The organism is Dyella halodurans (assembly GCF_026283925.1).
In the GTDB taxonomy this organism is placed as follows: Bacteria; Pseudomonadota; Gammaproteobacteria; order Xanthomonadales; family Rhodanobacteraceae; genus Dyella; species Dyella halodurans.
The window spans coordinates 25,104-40,317 of record NZ_JAPDPF010000004.1 but is presented as its reverse complement, the minus strand read 5'-3'; the positions used below and the strand labels follow the sequence as shown (position 1 = coordinate 40,317).

At 64.5% G+C, this 15,214-nt stretch carries 12 protein-coding genes; 7 read left to right on the top strand and 5 right to left on the bottom strand.

What is annotated here, in order from left to right; translation table 11 throughout:
• Position 1: 1 nt before the first annotated feature.
• Complete coding sequence (locus OUZ49_RS09280) at positions 2–535, top strand: NUDIX hydrolase (protein ID WP_266150084.1); 534 nt, start codon at positions 2–4, stop codon at positions 533–535.
• Positions 536–557: 22 nt separating this feature from the next.
• On the opposite strand, the gene OUZ49_RS09275 is transcribed toward OUZ49_RS09280, so the two are convergent.
• The 5 genes from OUZ49_RS09275 to OUZ49_RS09255 all read right to left on the bottom strand — a co-directional run bounded on the left by OUZ49_RS09275 (position 558) and on the right by OUZ49_RS09255 (position 7,999).
• Positions 558–1,082: a 3-hydroxyanthranilate 3,4-dioxygenase gene (locus OUZ49_RS09275; protein WP_266150083.1), complete on the bottom strand. Its 525-nt coding sequence runs from the start codon at positions 1,080–1,082 to the stop codon at positions 558–560.
• A gap of 62 nt (positions 1,083–1,144) precedes the next feature.
• Positions 1,145–2,215 (bottom strand): PLP-dependent cysteine synthase family protein, encoded by a 1,071-nt coding sequence (locus OUZ49_RS09270; protein ID WP_266150082.1) that lies wholly within the window; start codon positions 2,213–2,215, stop codon positions 1,145–1,147.
• 250 nt (positions 2,216–2,465) lie between these two features.
• Positions 2,466–4,355 (bottom strand): DNA topoisomerase IV subunit B, encoded by a 1,890-nt coding sequence (gene parE / locus OUZ49_RS09265; RefSeq protein WP_266150081.1) that lies wholly within the window; start codon positions 4,353–4,355, stop codon positions 2,466–2,468.
• 205 nt (positions 4,356–4,560) lie between these two features.
• Positions 4,561–6,360 (bottom strand): aminopeptidase P family protein, encoded by a 1,800-nt coding sequence (locus tag OUZ49_RS09260; RefSeq protein WP_266150080.1) that lies wholly within the window; start codon positions 6,358–6,360, stop codon positions 4,561–4,563.
• A gap of 574 nt (positions 6,361–6,934) precedes the next feature.
• Entirely contained in the window at positions 6,935–7,999 is a 1,065-nt protein-coding gene (locus OUZ49_RS09255; RefSeq protein ID WP_266150079.1) for an IS30 family transposase, read from the bottom strand.
• A gap of 411 nt (positions 8,000–8,410) precedes the next feature.
• Between OUZ49_RS09255 and cyoA the strand changes: the two genes are divergently transcribed.
• The 6 genes from cyoA to kdsA all read left to right on the top strand — a co-directional run bounded on the left by cyoA (position 8,411) and on the right by kdsA (position 15,207).
• Positions 8,411–9,385, top strand: coding sequence for a ubiquinol oxidase subunit II (gene cyoA, locus OUZ49_RS09250; RefSeq protein ID WP_323134921.1), 975 nt, complete (start codon positions 8,411–8,413; stop codon positions 9,383–9,385).
• A gap of 3 nt (positions 9,386–9,388) precedes the next feature.
• On the top strand, positions 9,389–11,410 hold the full coding sequence (gene cyoB / locus OUZ49_RS09245) for a cytochrome o ubiquinol oxidase subunit I (RefSeq protein ID WP_266150078.1): 2,022 nt from the start codon (positions 9,389–9,391) through the stop codon (positions 11,408–11,410).
• A gap of 3 nt (positions 11,411–11,413) precedes the next feature.
• Entirely contained in the window at positions 11,414–12,046 is a 633-nt protein-coding gene (cyoC, locus tag OUZ49_RS09240) for a cytochrome o ubiquinol oxidase subunit III (protein WP_266150077.1), read from the top strand.
• The gene (gene cyoD / locus OUZ49_RS09235; RefSeq protein WP_266150076.1) at positions 12,046–12,423 is read left to right on the top strand and encodes a cytochrome o ubiquinol oxidase subunit IV; all 378 of its coding nucleotides are present in this window, start codon (positions 12,046–12,048) and stop codon (positions 12,421–12,423) included. The genes cyoC and cyoD overlap by 1 nt, the downstream gene beginning before the upstream one ends.
• 283 nt (positions 12,424–12,706) lie before the next feature.
• On the top strand, positions 12,707–14,377 hold the full coding sequence (pyrG, locus tag OUZ49_RS09230) for a CTP synthase (protein WP_266150075.1): 1,671 nt from the start codon (positions 12,707–12,709) through the stop codon (positions 14,375–14,377).
• Positions 14,374–15,207 (top strand): 3-deoxy-8-phosphooctulonate synthase, encoded by an 834-nt coding sequence (kdsA, locus tag OUZ49_RS09225; RefSeq protein WP_266150074.1) that lies wholly within the window; start codon positions 14,374–14,376, stop codon positions 15,205–15,207. The genes pyrG and kdsA overlap by 4 nt, the downstream gene beginning before the upstream one ends.
• The last annotated feature ends 7 nt before the right edge of the window (positions 15,208–15,214 follow it).

The window sequence follows — 15,214 nt, the reverse complement described above, 5'->3', positions numbered from 1 at the left end:
CATGAGCGTGCTGCTGGCGCAGTTTCAACATTACGGTCGGCAATGGCCGGAAGAGCACGACACGCGGCATTTCGTCGAGCTGCTGGCGACCCGCCCGCACGCATTCGAGAGGACGTCCCTCGATGCGCATTTCACCGGCTCGGCCTGGCTGGTCAGTGCGGACGGAGCGCGCGTGCTGCTCACCCATCACCGCAAGCTGGGTCGCTGGCTGCAACTGGGCGGACATGCCGATGGCGATACCGAGCTGGCCCGCGTGGCCTTGCGCGAGGCGGAGGAAGAGTCCGGGCTGGATGACCTGAGCGTGCAGCCGGAGCCGTTCGATCTCGATCGCCACCGCATTCCCGCACGTGGCGACGAACCGGAGCACTGGCATTACGACGTGCGTTTCGTGGTCCGCGCGGGAGCGAACGAGCAGTTCGTGCTCAGCGAGGAATCGCATGCGCTGGCATGGCGATCGATTGATGAAATCGCCGACGATCCGACTAGCGATGCCTCATTGCGCCGCATGGCGCGCAAATGGCGGTTGCGCGGATGAGTCGATGCAGCCGGGCGCAGCCTCAGTCGGCGTAGCGCGCGGGAGCCGGGTTCAGATGCCCGCATTTCTCACAGGTGCGTGCATCGATCGAGCGATAAAAGCGCTCGAACACCGGCGGAAAATCGTGCTCGATGCTGTCCAGCGTGAAATACTCCTCGTACAGCTTGTGGTTGCAGCGTTCGCAGAACCACATCAGGCCGTCCTTCTCGCCGGCCAGGCGCTGGCGTTCGATCACCAGGCCAATCGAGTTGGGCAGGCGTTGCGGCGAGTGCGGCACGCAAGGCGGCAGGTAGAACATTTCGCCCGCCCGGATCGGAATGTCGCGAGACACACCGTCATCCTGCACCTTCAGCACCATCTCGCCTTCCAGCTGGTAGAAGAACTCGGGGCCTTCTTCGTAGTGATAGTCGGTGCGCGAGTTCGGCCCGCCGACGATCATCACGATAAAGTCGCCATCCACGATGCAGCGGTTGCCCACCGGCGGCTTGAGCAGGTGCCGGTGTTCGTCGATCCAGCGCTTCAGGTCGATGGGAGGCAGCAGGGCCATGGGGCGTTCCGGCGGTAGAGTGACGACAAGATAGTGCGCTAACCGGTGACGGGGAAGAATGGCTAGTCGATCCAGCGGCCTTCGTGCACGATGGCTTGCAGCCGGGCCAGCTGGGTCGCGAAGTCCAGGCCTTCGGCCCGGATCCAGTCCTCGTTGTAGCAGGTGCCGCGATAGCGGTCGCCGCCGTCGCATATTAGCGTGACGACGGGGCCGCGCTCGCCAGCGGCCTTGAGTTCGCTCATCAGCTGCAGGGCGCCCACCAGGCTGGTGCCGGTGGATCCACCGCAGCGCCGGCCAAGCAACTGCTCCAGCACGCGCAGTGCGGCGATCGAGGCAGCATCCGGTACACGCAGCATGCAATCGATCACGTCAGGCAGAAAGGACGGCTCGACCCGCGGGCGTCCGATACCCTCGATGCGGGTGCCCCTGGTCAGTTGCAGACTTGCGTCCCTGCTGACGTAGTAGTCGTAGAACACCGAGTACTCCGGATCGACCACGGCGAGACGGGTCGGTCCGTGATGCGCCGAGCGGTAGCGCAGATAACGCCCGATCGTGGCCGAGGTACCGCCGGTGCCTGCGGGAACCACGATCCAGCGCGGCTCGGTGTCGGGCTCGCCTTGCATCTGGCGGAAGATCGACTCGGCGATATTGTTGTTGCCGCGCCAGTCGGTGGCGCGTTCGGCGTAGGTGAACTGGTCCATGTAGTGGCCATCCAGTTCCACGGCCAACGCCTGCGCGGCGCCGTAGACATCGGTGCCGTCGATGAAATGGCAATGGCCGCCGAAAAATTCGATCTGCGCGACCTTGTCGCGCGACGTGCTGCGCGGCATCACCGCAAAAAACGGCAGGCCGAGCAGGCGGGCGAAATAGGCCTCGGAGATGGCCGTGCTGCCGCTAGAGGCTTCGATCACCGGGCGGTCCGCATCCAGCCACCCGTTGCAGATGGCATACAGGAACAGCGAACGGGCCAGGCGATGCTTGAGACTGCCGGTGGGGTGGACCGACTCGTCTTTCAGATACAGGGGGATGCCGGGAAAGGCGGGCAGATCGAGGCGAATAAGATGCGTATCGGCCGAGCGATGGGCTTCGGCCTCGAGGATCTGGATGGCGCGACGGGTCCATGCGGCATGCATCGCAGCATCATCGCACCAATCTCGGTGCCCGGCCTTGATGTGGATCAGTGCGCGCGGTCCACTTCCTCTCCCCTCCGGGCGACCCGAAGGTAGTCCCCGTGGGAGAGAGGATTGAGGTGAGCCCCTAAGAGGGGGTAAAGGGCGGGTGCTCGCGGTTGCGTTCCAACAGAGTCGGCTTTGAACCGGCGTAATCGCAAGACTGGCCCCTCACCCCAGCCCTCTCCCCAAAGGGGAGAGGGAGCTAGAAGCCTCAAACCTCCAACGTGGCGAGGTCGCCCTTTTCCTCCAGCCACGCCTTGCGATCGCTCGCACGCTTCTTGGCCAGCAGCATGTCCATCAGCTTGGTAGTGCCGTCGTCGCCGTCGACGGTGAGCTGTACCAGGCGGCGCGTGTCGGGATGAATGGTCGATTCGCGCAGCTGCGCCGGATTCATCTCGCCCAGGCCCTTGAAGCGGGTGGTACTGACCTGGCCCTTCATCTTCTCGCGCTGGATGCGTTCCAGCATGGCGTTCTTTTCGTTCTCGTCCAGGCAGTAGAACACCTGCTTGCCCACGTCGACGCGGAACAACGGCGGCATCGCCACGAACACGTGGCCTTCGCGCACCAGGGTCGGGAAGTGGCGCAGGAACAGCGCGCTGAGCAAGGTCGCGATATGCAGGCCGTCGGAATCCGCATCGGCCAGGATGATGACCTTGCCGTAGCGCAAGCCGCTGAGATCGTCCTTGCCGGGATCGCAACCGATGGCGACGGCGAGGTTGTGCACTTCTTCCGAGGCCAGCACCGAGCCGGACTCGACTTCCCAGGTATTGAGGATCTTGCCGCGCAGCGGGAGGATGGCCTGGAATTCCTTGTCGCGCGCCTGCTTGGCGCTGCCGCCGGCGGAGTCGCCTTCGACCAGGAACAGCTCGGTACGCGTGAGGTCGGTGGCGGTGCAGTCGGCCAGCTTGCCGGGCAGGGCAGGGCCCTGGGTGATCTTCTTGCGAATGACCTGCTTGGCCGCCTTAAGGCGTGCGCTGGCCCGCTCGATGGCGAGTTGCGCGATGCGTTCGCCCAGCTCGACGTGCTGGTTCAGCCACAGGCTGAAGGCATCATGGATCACGCCTTCGACCATGCCAGCGGCCTGGCGCGACGACAGTCGCTCCTTGGTCTGGCCGGCAAACTGCGGATCCTGCAATTTGGCCGAGAGCACGAAGGCGAGGCGCTCCCACACGTCTTCCGGCGCCAGCTTCACGCCGCGCGGCAGCAGGTTGCGAATGTCGCAGAACTCGCGGATGGCATTGGTGAGGCCGGAACGCAGGCCATTCACATGGGTGCCGCCCTGGGCGGTTGGAATCAGGTTGACGTAGCTCTCCTGCACCAGCTCGCCTTCCGGCAGCCAGGCCAGCGCCACGTCGAGGCCGTCGGCTTCGCGCTGCACATGGTGCACGAACAGTTCGGCCGGAATCGCCTCCGCACCCTCGAGTTCGTCGCGCAGGTAATCGCGCAGGCCGTCCTCGTAGTACCACACGTTGACTTCGCCGCTGGCTTCGTCGGTGAGCTTGACGCTGAGGCCTGCGCACAGCACAGCCTTGGCGCGCAGTAGGTGGCGCAGCTTGGACAGCAGGATCTTCGGTGAGTCGAAGTACTTCGGATCGGCCCAGAAACGCACGGTGGTACCGGTCTTCTTTTTCGGCACCGTGCCGATGATCTCGAGATCGCTGGCGCGGTCGCCATGCTCGAACGCCATGCGGTATTCGTTGCCGTCGCGGCGAATGGTGACTTCCACGCGGCTGGACAGCGCGTTCACCACCGACACGCCCACGCCGTGCAGGCCACCGGAGAAGTTGTAGTTCTTGCCGGAGAACTTGCCGCCCGCATGCAGGCGGGTGAGGATCAGCTCGACGCCAGGGATGCCTTCCTCGGGGTGGATGTCCACCGGCATGCCGCGGCCATCGTCGCTCACCTCGACCGAGCCGTCGCCATAGACGATCACGTCCAGCGACTTCGCATGGCCGGCGAGGGCCTCGTCCACCGAGTTGTCGATGACCTCCTGCGCCAGATGGTTCGGGCGGCTGGTGTCCGTATACATGCCGGGGCGGCGCTTGACCGGGTCAAGGCCAGAGAGGACTTCAATGTCGGCGGCGTTGTAGCGACTGCTCATGCGGGAAGGTTCGGCGGGGTTAGACGGGGGAGGATGGGTTGCAGGGGGCGAGAGGTCAAGGGTTTCCCCGGGTACCCCTCAGGGTTGGGTGTAGGAGCGCACCCAGTGCGCGAAAAGCCTATCCCTCAACGGCCCCAGCATGGCGGTGACGACGTACCCCTGCGGTCGCGCACTGGGTGCGCTCCTACATGGGGACTTCCATCGATCACAGCGGCGCGCAGTGGCGTTCGAGCCACGCCAGGTCGGCTTCCTCCAGCAAGGGCGCCAGGGCAGCCCGCACCGTGGCGTGATAGTCGTCCAGCCAGGCGCGCTCCTCCGGGTTGAGCAGGCCCGGCTCCAGCGCGCGGCGGTCGAACGGGCATAGCGTCAACGTCTCGAATGCATAGAATTCGCCGAACTCGGTCTTGTCCGCTTCAACCACCACGGCGAGGTTTTCGTGGCGGATGCCGTGGCGGCCGGGCTTGTACAGGCCCGGTTCGATGGAGGTGATCATGCCCGGCTCCAGCGCCACCAGGGCAGCGCCTGACACCGGTGGGCGAATGCCGTGCGGCCCTTCGTGCACATTGAGGAAGTAGCCGACGCCGTGGCCGGTGCCGTGGCCATAGTCCATGCCACTGGCCCATAACGGGGCGCGAGCCAGGGCGTCGAGCTGAGGGCCACTGGCCCCTTTGGGGAAACGCGTGCGACTGAGCGCAATCATGCCTTTCATCACCAGGGTGGCATCGCGGCGTTGCTCGGCCGTGGTCTCGCCCAGCGCCAGCACGCGGGTGATGTCGGTGGTGCCGCCCAGGTATTGGCCGCCGGAGTCGACCAGCAACAAACCCTGCGACTTCAGCGTGCTGTGCTGTTCGGGCGTCGCGCGATAATGCGGCAGGGCACCGTTGGCCTGGTAGCCGGCGATGGTGGCGAAACTTTCGCCCACGAAATCCGGTTGCGCCGAGCGTTCTTCGCGCAGCAGCGTGTCCACGTCCAGCTCGGTCTGCGTCATGCCCGCGGTCAGGCGCTCTTCGAGACGACGGAAGGCGCGCACCAGCGCCGCACCGTCACGACGCATCGCGTCGCGCACATGGTCCAGCTCGGGCTCGCTCTTGCGCGCCTTGAACAACGTGGTGGGGTTGCTTGCCTCGATGCTGCGCACCGCCGACGTGAGCGCCCCGGCAACCGCAACCACCACGCGGCCCGCGTCGAAGAGCAGACGGTCTTTTGGCCCAAGCTCGGTGAGCGCGTCGACTACCGTCGCATAGTTGGCGATGTGGATCCCGTCGGCGGCCAGCGCGACCACCAGGGCGTCGCTCAGTTTGCCCCGGTCCACGAACAGCGTGGCGTGTCCTTCGGCCTGCACCAGCAGGTGGGCGAGAAAGACCGGATTGCATTCGACATCGCTGCCGCGCAGGTTGGTCAGCCAGGCGATGTCATCCAGGCTCGACAGTAGATGGTGGGAGGCTTCCAGCTTGCGCATCGCCGTGCGCAAGCGACCGAGCTTGTCGGCGCGTGACAGGATGGCGTAGCGGGCCGGGTGTTCGACGATGGCATCAAGAGGCAGGCCGGGGCGGTCGCTCCAGATCAGCCCGGGCAGGTCCAGGTCCGTGCGCAGCCCGGCGCCGACGCTCTCGAGCCGACGTTCGAGTTGCCGTGCGGTGGCCAGCGAGATGCTGTCGCCGGCGACGGCAAGCGTCTGGCCCGCCTGCAGGTTCTGCTGCAGCCACTCCAGGTGTTCCGGCGCATGCGCAATGCGCTGCTTCATCAGATCGATGCCACTGCCCGCCAACTGCTGGGTGGCCTGGGCGAAGTAGCGCGAATCCGTCCATAGCCCCGCATGCGTCGCCGTGACCACCAGGGTGCCGGCGGATCCGGTGAAGCCGGACAGCCATGCACGCGCCTGCCAGTGATCGGGCAGGTATTCCGATAAGTGGGGATCGGCGCTCGGGATCAGGCAGGCGGCGACTTTGTGTTGCTGCATGGTTTGCCGCAGGGCGGCCAGTTTGATGGGCGTGGTCTGGTCCATCGCGGCATGGTAGCAGGGCGCTGCGAGGTGGCTGTATAGCGTCGCAGCGGCCGCTCCTGCTCCTTCTCCCCACCGGGGAGAAGGTGGGGATGAGGGGCGGGTGCTCGCGATTGCGCTACAACCGAGCGCCATGGCCAGCTTGCCGCTTACGCAGCGGGCGTTCCGAACCGCTGCCGCGGTCCGGGTCACTTTTCTTTTGCTGGCCCAAAAGAAAAGTAACCCAAAGAAAATGGCCTGAAGAGCTCATAGCGTTACGGTGGATGCGAGCCTGACGGGCGTGGCTAGCCAGATCGGTGGCGGCCCACGGCCGACACACAGCGGCTACACCGCAACGCGCCATAGCGCAGAGGGCTTAAAGCGTGGGTGGTGTCGTGGTCTGGTGAGCGTCGGGATGCCGCGGGCGTTGCGACCGTAGGACTGACCTGCTTTAAGTCCTCACCGCTATGGCGCGTTGCGGTGTAGCCGCTGTGTAGCGGCCGTGGGTAGCAAACGATCCGATCCCCCAGACCTTCCAACGCTTCTATCCGACGGAGTGCTACGAGCTCTAGAGGCCATTTCTTTGGGTTAGGCGGTGTCAATCTAGAAGTGCATCATCGATGGCTTGGGCGAGGTCATCACGCCCCAGCGCACGCATGATCATCTCCGCAGGGCAGTGGTAGTCGAGCGTGGCTCGCGGGCGCAGGTTCATCTCCCGGGCAATGGCATCGAGCTTTCGTTGGCTATGCACCGACAAGTCGGTGCCCTTGGGCAGGTACTGACGCAGCAGGCCGTTGGTGTTCTCGCAGATGCCGCGCTGCCAGGGACTGCGCGGATCGGCAAAGTAGATCGCCAACCCCGTGCGCCGAGACAACGTCTTGTACAGCGCCATTTCCTTGCCCTGATCGTACGTCAGCGTCTGGCGCAGCGTCGCCGGCAGTGGTCGGAAGGCTCGGCTGAAGCCCTTGAGTGCGTCCTCCGCCGAGCAGCCGTCCATCTTCACCAGCTTCAGGAACAAGGTGCGCCGATCCACCAGGACGCCGACCGACGATTGGTTGCGCGCCCCCTTGAGGAAGTCCCCTTCCCAGTGGCCCGGCAACAAGCGTTCGTTTGCCTCCGGCGGCCGATCGTGGATGCTGGGCAGGTCGTGCATGCGGCCGCGCCGGTTGGCGCCCTGGCCCCGCGGGCGGCGCGCGCACTTGTGCTGGCGCAGCAACGCCACCAGCCCTCGCCGCAGTTCCCCGCGCGGGGCGGCGTAGATCGCGGTGTAAATCGTCTCGTGGGACACGTGCTTGGCCGGCTCGTCGGGATGCTGTCGGCGCAGTGTGCGGCTCACCTCTTGCGGTGACCAGCGTCGGGCCAACAGATGGCGCACCTGGCGCCACAAGGCGCCGTCTCGATGCAACTTACGCAGTCGGCGCGCCTTATGAGCCAATCGGCGGGCGCGTTGACCAGCGCGCCGGGCGTCATAGCCGAGTGTCGGATGGCCCAGGCGAGGGTCGACCGATGGCTCACGGTGCCCGTTACGCGCCAGCTCCCGGGAGATCGTGCTGGGCGAACGGCCCAGCAGTATCGCCAGCTGCCGGGCGCTCTCCCCGCGCGCCTTGCCCACCATGATCGCGCCTCGCTCTTCGGCGCTCAGATGACTGTAGTTCTGACCCATGCATCACCTCGAAGGGGGTGTTGCACTTGATGTTAGAGACCGCCTTACTTTTCTTTGGGCCAGCAAAGAAAAGTGACTCGGCTGCCGGCAGGCAGTCGAAACGCCCGCTGCGTAAGCGGCACCCTGGCGATAGCGCTCGGTCAACGCGTGACCGCGAGCACCCGCCCCTCATCCCAACCTTCTCCCCAAAGGGGAGAAGGAGCTGGAGCGTGCTACGAAAAAATTTTGAGCGGGCGCTATTTCGGGGCAGCCGGAAGTGCGCGCTATTGCATTTGCGTGTCAAGTCGCCGCAGTCACATGCGCAAGAATTTACCAGTGCGACATTCTGTCTCAAGCACGATCAATTCGGCGTTCAAGTCGCTAGGATGCCGCCCGTCCCCACGCCGTACCCCCCGTAGGTTGTCCGTGAAAATGCATGCTCTTCTCTCGCGCTTGCGCTATGCAAGCGTTGGCGCCGCCGTGTTCCTTAGCGGCTGCAACATGGAAGTTCTCAATCCGAAGGGCGATATCGGAGCCGATGAGAAGTCCCTCATCCTGATCGCGCTCGGCCTGATGGCCATCGTGGCGATTCCGGTGATCGTGATGGTCCTGGCGTTCGCCTGGCGCTATCGCGCATCCAACAAGAACGCCACCTACGCGCCGACCTGGGCGCACTCGACCAGGATCGAAGTGGTGGTGTGGACCATCCCCGCCATCATCATCGCGATCCTCGCGGTGATTACCTGGCGCAGCTCGCATACGCTCGATCCGTACAAGCCGCTGGAGTCCAACGCCAAGCCGGTGACCATCCAGGTGGTGGCGTTGGACTGGAAGTGGCTGTTCGTCTATCCGGACTACGGCGTCGCCACGGTCAACGAGATCGCCTTCCCGACCGACGTGCCGGTGAATTTCCAGATCACCTCCGACTCGGTGATGAATGCGTTCTTCATTCCCCAGCTGGGCAGCCAGATCTACGCGATGGCCGGCATGGAGACGAAGCTGCACCTGATCGCGCGTGAGCCGGGCAGCTATGCGGGCCTGTCGTCCAATTACAGCGGCGAGGGTTTCTCGGACATGCACTTCCAGGCCATCGCCACCTCGCAGGACGGCTTCAAGGACTGGATCGCCAAGGCCAAGGCCACGCCGGTCGTGCTCAATGACGAGACCTACCAGGCGTTGGCGCAGAAGAGCATGAAGGTGCCGGTGGCCTATTACGGCAGCGTCGCGCCGGGCCTCTTTGGCAAGGTCCTCAACAAATACATGGATGGCATGCAGCACGAAGGCCTGCCGCACGAAGGCCCGCCACACGAAGGCATGTCCCACGAGGCCATGTCGATGGACATGCATCACCACGCGGACGGGGACGCGATGTCCTCGCCCATCACCGCGGCAAAGGCAGAGAAGTAAGCCATGTTTGGAAAGCTCACCCTAGAGGCGATTCCGTTCCAAGAGCCGATCATCATGGGCACCCTCGCCGCGGTGCTGCTCGGCGGACTGGGCCTGCTGGTCCTGCTCACCCGCATGCGCATGTGGGGCTACCTGTGGTCCGAGTGGTTCACCACCGTGGACCACAAGAAGATCGGCGTGATGTACGTCATCGTTGCCCTGGTCATGCTGCTGCGCGGCTTCGCCGACGCCATCATGATGCGCGCCCAGCAGGCCATGGCCTCGGCCGATGCGGCCGGCTACCTGCCGCCGCACCACTACGACCAGATCTTCACCGCGCACGGCGTGATCATGATCTTCTTCGTGGCGATGCCGTTGATCACCGGCCTGATGAACCTGGTGGTGCCGCTGCAGATCGGTGCGCGCGACGTTGCCTATCCGTTCCTGAACTCGCTGAGCTTCTGGCTGTTCGTGTCGGGCATGGTGCTGGTGATGATGTCGATGTTCGTCGGCGATTTCGCGGCGACCGGCTGGCTGGCGTATCCGCCGCTGTCGGGCCTCGAATACAGTCCAACCGTTGGCGTGGACTACTACATCTGGGCGCTGCAGCTGTCGGGCCTGGGCACCACGCTGAGCGGCATCAACTTCATCGTCACCATCATGAAGATGCGTGCTCCCGGCATGAGCATGATGAAGATGCCGGTGTTCACCTGGACCGCGCTGATCACCAACATCCTGATCGTGGCGGCGTTCCCGATCCTGACGGTGACCCTGGTGTTGCTGACCGCCGATCGTTACCTCGACATGCACTTCTTCACCAATACGCTTGGCGGCAACGCCATGATGTACGTGAACCTGATCTGGATCTGGGGCCACCCCGAGGTCTACATCCTGGTGCTGCCGTGCTTTGGCGCGTACTCGGAAATCGTCGCCACGTTCTCGAAGAAGCCGTTGTTCGGCTACACCTCGATGGTCTATGCCACCGCAGCAATCGGCGTGCTGTCCTTCCTGGTGTGGCTGCACCACTTCTTCACCATGGGCTCGGGCGCGAACGTCAATGCCTTCTTCGGCATCATGACGATGATCATCTCGGTGCCCACCGGCGTGAAGCTGTTCAACTGGTTGTTCACCATGTATCGCGGCCGCGTGGAGATGTCCGTGCCGATGCTGTGGACGATCGGCTTCATGATCACCTTCGTGGTTGGCGGTGTCACCGGCGTGCTGATGGCGGTGCCAGGCGCGGACTTCGTGCTGCACAACAGCGTCTTCCTGATCGCGCACTTCCATAACGTGATCATCGGCGGCGTGGTGTTCGGCTGCATGGCCGCGATCAACTTCTGGTTCCCGAAGGCATTCGGCTTCCGCCTCAACGAGCGCTGGGGCAAGGCGTCGTTCTGGTGCTGGCTGGTCGGCTTCTACGTCGCCTTCGTGCCGCTGTACATCCTTGGCCTCAAGGGCATGACGCGCCGCATGAACCATTACGCCAACCCCGAGTGGCGGCCCTACCTGGTGGTGGCCCTGGTCGGCGCCGTGATTATCGCCATGGGCATCTTCTTCACCGTGCTGCAGCTCTACGTCAGCGTGCGCGACCGCAAGAAGCTCACCGATCCCAGCGGCGACCCGTGGGGTGGCCGCACCCTGGAATGGTCGATCAGCTCGCCCGCACCTTTCTACAACTTCGCCCTGGTACCGCGGATCGCCGAGCTGGACCAGTTCTGGGAAGACAAACAAAACGGAGTCGCTTACGTGCAGCCTGCCAAGTACGAAGACATTCACATGCCCCGCAATACCGGCGTCGGTGTTTACATGGGCGCGTTCGGTACGGTCCTGGGCTTCGCCTTGGTCTGGCACATCTGGTGGCTGGCGGCGATTGGCCTACTCGGCATGATCGGTTCCTTCATTGCCCGCGCCTACGACCAGGATGTCGATTACTGGGTGCCGGCGGCCGAGGTCGAGAAGCTTGAGCGTTCGCGCCTGGCGAAGCTGCAGCAGCTCCACACCACGCAGGTCGTGCCGGTGGCACCCTCGCGCCAGAAGGTGGCTTAACCCATGGGCAGCACCGCACTAAGCGCCACCCACGGCGCCTTCGAGGACGTCTCCCACGGCGGGCACGTCCACCATCACGACGACGGATCCAAGACCCTGCTGGGGTTCTGGATCTACCTGATGAGCGACTGCCTGATCTTCTCGGCGCTGTTCGCCACCTTCATCGTGCTGGCCCATGCCACCGCCGGCGGCCCGAGCGGCAAGGAGCTGTTCGAGCTGCCCTACGTGCTGGGCGAGACCATGCTGCTGCTGATCAGCAGCGTCACCTTCGGCATGGCCATGCTCAATATGCATGCCGGCCGGCGCAACCAGGTGATCGCCTGGCTGGCGGTGACCTTTTTGTTCGGCGCCGGCTTCATCGCCATGGAGGTCTATGAGTTCGCCCACCTGATCCATGAAGGGGCGGGTCCGAGTCGCAGCGCCTTCCTGTCGTCCTACTTCACCCTGGTCGGCACCCACGGCCTGCACGTGACCTGCGGCCTGATCTGGCTGGTGGTGATGATGGACCAGATGCGCCGCTTCGGCCTCACCGACGCGACCCGTCGCCGGCTGTCCTGCCTCAGCCTGTTCTGGCACTTCCTGGATATCGTCTGGATCTGCGTGTTTACCTTCGTCTACCTGCGGGGAGCCATCTGATGGCCGGCGCTCACTCTTCCCATGACGCGGCCCATCACGAGGCCGCCCACGCCGACCACGGCAGCACCCGGTCCTACCTGGTCGGCTTTGCCCTGTCGGTGGTGCTGACCCTGGCCTCGTTCGGCGTCGTGATGAGCGGCCTGGTGCCGCATGAGCTGATGATGCCGGGCATCGTGGTCTTCGGCGTGGCCCAGTTGCTGGTGCAGCTGGTGTGCTTCCTGCACATGGGCACCTCGCCGTCGCAGCGCGGCAACCTCAGCATCATGTTGTTCACCCTGCTGATCCTGGCCATCGTGGTGGTCGGCTCGCTGTGGGTGCTGCACAACATGAACGAGAACATGATGCATCCGACGTCGCAGATGATGCCGGTGGAGTAAACGGGAGCTCTTGGCCGGGCCACTGGGCCCGGTCTCGCCCCGGTCTACCTTCCCGTCATTCCAGCGAATGCTGGAGGCGTTTTACAACAGCGAAGCTGGTCTTCCAGCGCCTTTCCTGGGCGCGTGGGAAGGCGCTGGACTCCGGCCTGCGCCCGAATGACGGTGAGGGGAGGCGCAGCTCCTGCGCCTCCCAAGTTGAACAAATCCGCCCGGAATCGTTTCAAGATCTCGCGGCCGGACCGTTCTTCCTCTAAAATGCCGATTTCCAGCACGGCTGCATCCCATGACCCCCCTGATTTTCGTCACCGGCGGTGTGGTGTCCTCGCTTGGCAAGGGCATCGCCGCGGCGTCGCTGGCTTCCATCCTGGAAGCGCGTGGCCTATCGGTCACCATGATGAAGCTGGATCCGTATATCAACGTGGATCCCGGCACCATGAGTCCCTTCCAGCACGGTGAGGTCTATGTGACCGACGACGGTGCCGAGACCGACCTGGATCTCGGCCACTATGAGCGCTTCGTCCATACTCGCCTGACCGGCAAGAATTCCATTACCACGGGCAAGATCTACGAGTCGGTGATCCGCAAGGAGCGCCGCGGCGACTACCTGGGCGCCACCGTGCAGGTCATCCCGCACATCACCGACGAGATCAAGCACTGCATCCACGAGGCCACCCGTGGCTTCGACGTGGCCCTGGTGGAGATCGGCGGCACCGTCGGCGACATCGAGTCGCTGCCGTTCCTGGAGGCCATCCGCCAACTGCGCATCGAGCATGGCCCGGAGAAGGTGCTGTTCATGCACCTGACCCTGGTGCCGTATATCAAGGCCGCCGGCGAGATCAAGACCAAGCCGACCCAGCATTCGGTGAAGGAGCTGCGCTCCATCGGTATCCAGCCGGACATCCTGCTGTGCCGTTGCGAACAGCCGCTGCCCGACAGCGAGCGCCGCAAGATCGCGCTGTTCACCAATGTGCCCGAGAACGCCGTGATCAGCGCGGCCGACGTGGACATCATCTACAAGCAGCCGCTGTACCTGCACAAGCAGGGCCTGGACGAGATCGTGGTCAAGCGCCTGGGTCTCGAGGCCGGCCCGGCCGACCTGTCCGGCTGGCAGCGCACGGTCGATGCGGTCGAGCATCCGAAGGACGAGATCACCGTCGCCATCGTGGGCAAGTACGTCGAGCACAAGGACGCCTACAAGTCCCTGGGCGAGGCGCTGCGCCACGGCGGCATCAAGCAGCTCACCCGGGTCAATCTCAACTGGGTTGATTCCGAGCAGGTCGAGGCCGAGGGTGCCGCCAAGGCGCTGGGCGGCGCCGACGCGATCCTGGTGCCGGGCGGCTTTGGCAAGCGCGGCTTCGAGGGCAAGGTGCTGGCAGCCCGTTACGCTCGCGAGCACGGCGTGCCGTATTTCGGCATCTGCTATGGCATGCATGCGGCGGTGGTGGATTTCGCCCGCAGCGTGGCCGGCCTCGCCGACGCCGATTCCAGCGAGAACGACCGCAACACGCCGGATCCGGTGATTGCCCTGATCACCGAGTGGACCACGGCCACCGGTGAAGTCGAGCAGCGCAACGAGCGCTCGGACCTGGGCGGCACCATGCGCCTGGGCGCGCAGGAATGCCGCCTCAAGTCCGGCACGCTGGCGCGCGAGCTGTACGGCCAGGACGTGGTGCGCGAGCGCCATCGTCACCGTTACGAGTTCAACAACCGCTATCGCCAGACCTTCGAGGATCTGGGCCTGGTGATCTCCGGCAAGTCGATGGACGACCTGCTGGTCGAGATCGTCGAGCTGTCACCGCAGAAGCACCCGTGGTTCCTGGGCTGCCAGGCGCATCCGGAATTCACCTCGACGCCGCGCGATGGCCACCCGCTGTTTATCGGCTTCGTGCACGCCGCCCGCGAGTTCAAGGCGGTGCGCGAGGGTGAGCGCCTGGCCAAGGAGTCGGTCGCATGAAGTTGTGTGGGTTCGAGGTCGGCCTGAACCAGCCGCTGTTCCTCATTGCTGGTCCCTGCGTGGTCGAGTCCGAGCAGCTGCAGTTGGATACCGCCGGCAAGCTGAAGGAAATCACCGCCAGGCTCGGCATCAACTTCATCTTCAAGTCCAGCTTCGACAAGGCCAATCGCTCCTCGGGCAACAGCTTTCGCGGCCCCGGCATGGAAGCGGGCCTGAAGATCCTGGGCGAAGTAAAGCGCCAGCTGGGCCTGCCCGTGCTCACCGACGTGCACGAATACACGCCGATGAACGAAGTGGCGTCGGTGGTCGACGTGCTGCAGACGCCGGCCTTCCTGTGCCGGCAGACCGACTTCATCCAGAACGTGGCGCGCGCCGGCAAGCCGGTCAATATCAAGAAGGGCCAGTTCCTGGCGCCGTGGGACATGAAGAACGTGGTCGAGAAGGCCAAGGCCGTCGGCAACGACGACATCATGGTCTGCGAGCGCGGCGCCAGCTTCGGCTATAACAACCTGGTCTCGGACATGCGCTCGCTTAGCGTGATGCGCGATACCGGCTGCCCGGTGGTGTTCGATGCCACCCATTCGGTCCAGCTGCCGGGCGGGCAGGGCACCAGTTCCGGCGGCCAGCGCGAGTTCGTGCCGGTGCTGGCGCGCGCCGCTGTGGCCGTGGGTGTGGCCGGCTTGTTTGCCGAGACGCATCCCGATCCGGCCAAGGCGCTCAGCGACGGACCGAATGCCTGGCCGCTAGACAAGATGGAAGCGCTGCTGGAAACCTTGCTCGAACTGGACCAGGTGACCAAGCGCCACACGTTCCTCGAACATACGCTCTGAGCCACCG

Bases quoted from the DNA above. Each gene is read 5' to 3' on its own strand.
- OUZ49_RS09280 (WP_266150084.1), top strand. From the start codon at position 2: ATGAGCGTGCTGCTGGCGCAGTTTCAACATTACGGTCGGCAATGGCCG.
- OUZ49_RS09275 (WP_266150083.1), bottom strand. From the start codon at position 1,082: ATGGCCCTGCTGCCTCCCATCGACCTGAAGCGCTGGATCGACGAACAC.
- OUZ49_RS09270 (WP_266150082.1), bottom strand. From the start codon at position 2,215: ATGCATGCCGCATGGACCCGTCGCGCCATCCAGATCCTCGAGGCCGAA.
- parE (WP_266150081.1), bottom strand. From the start codon at position 4,355: ATGAGCAGTCGCTACAACGCCGCCGACATTGAAGTCCTCTCTGGCCTT.
- OUZ49_RS09260 (WP_266150080.1), bottom strand. From the start codon at position 6,360: ATGGACCAGACCACGCCCATCAAACTGGCCGCCCTGCGGCAAACCATG.
- OUZ49_RS09255 (WP_266150079.1), bottom strand. From the start codon at position 7,999: ATGGGTCAGAACTACAGTCATCTGAGCGCCGAAGAGCGAGGCGCGATC.
- cyoA (WP_323134921.1), top strand. From the start codon at position 8,411: ATGCATGCTCTTCTCTCGCGCTTGCGCTATGCAAGCGTTGGCGCCGCC.
- cyoB (WP_266150078.1), top strand. From the start codon at position 9,389: ATGTTTGGAAAGCTCACCCTAGAGGCGATTCCGTTCCAAGAGCCGATC.
- cyoC (WP_266150077.1), top strand. From the start codon at position 11,414: ATGGGCAGCACCGCACTAAGCGCCACCCACGGCGCCTTCGAGGACGTC.
- cyoD (WP_266150076.1), top strand. From the start codon at position 12,046: ATGGCCGGCGCTCACTCTTCCCATGACGCGGCCCATCACGAGGCCGCC.
- pyrG (WP_266150075.1), top strand. From the start codon at position 12,707: ATGACCCCCCTGATTTTCGTCACCGGCGGTGTGGTGTCCTCGCTTGGC.
- kdsA (WP_266150074.1), top strand. From the start codon at position 14,374: ATGAAGTTGTGTGGGTTCGAGGTCGGCCTGAACCAGCCGCTGTTCCTC.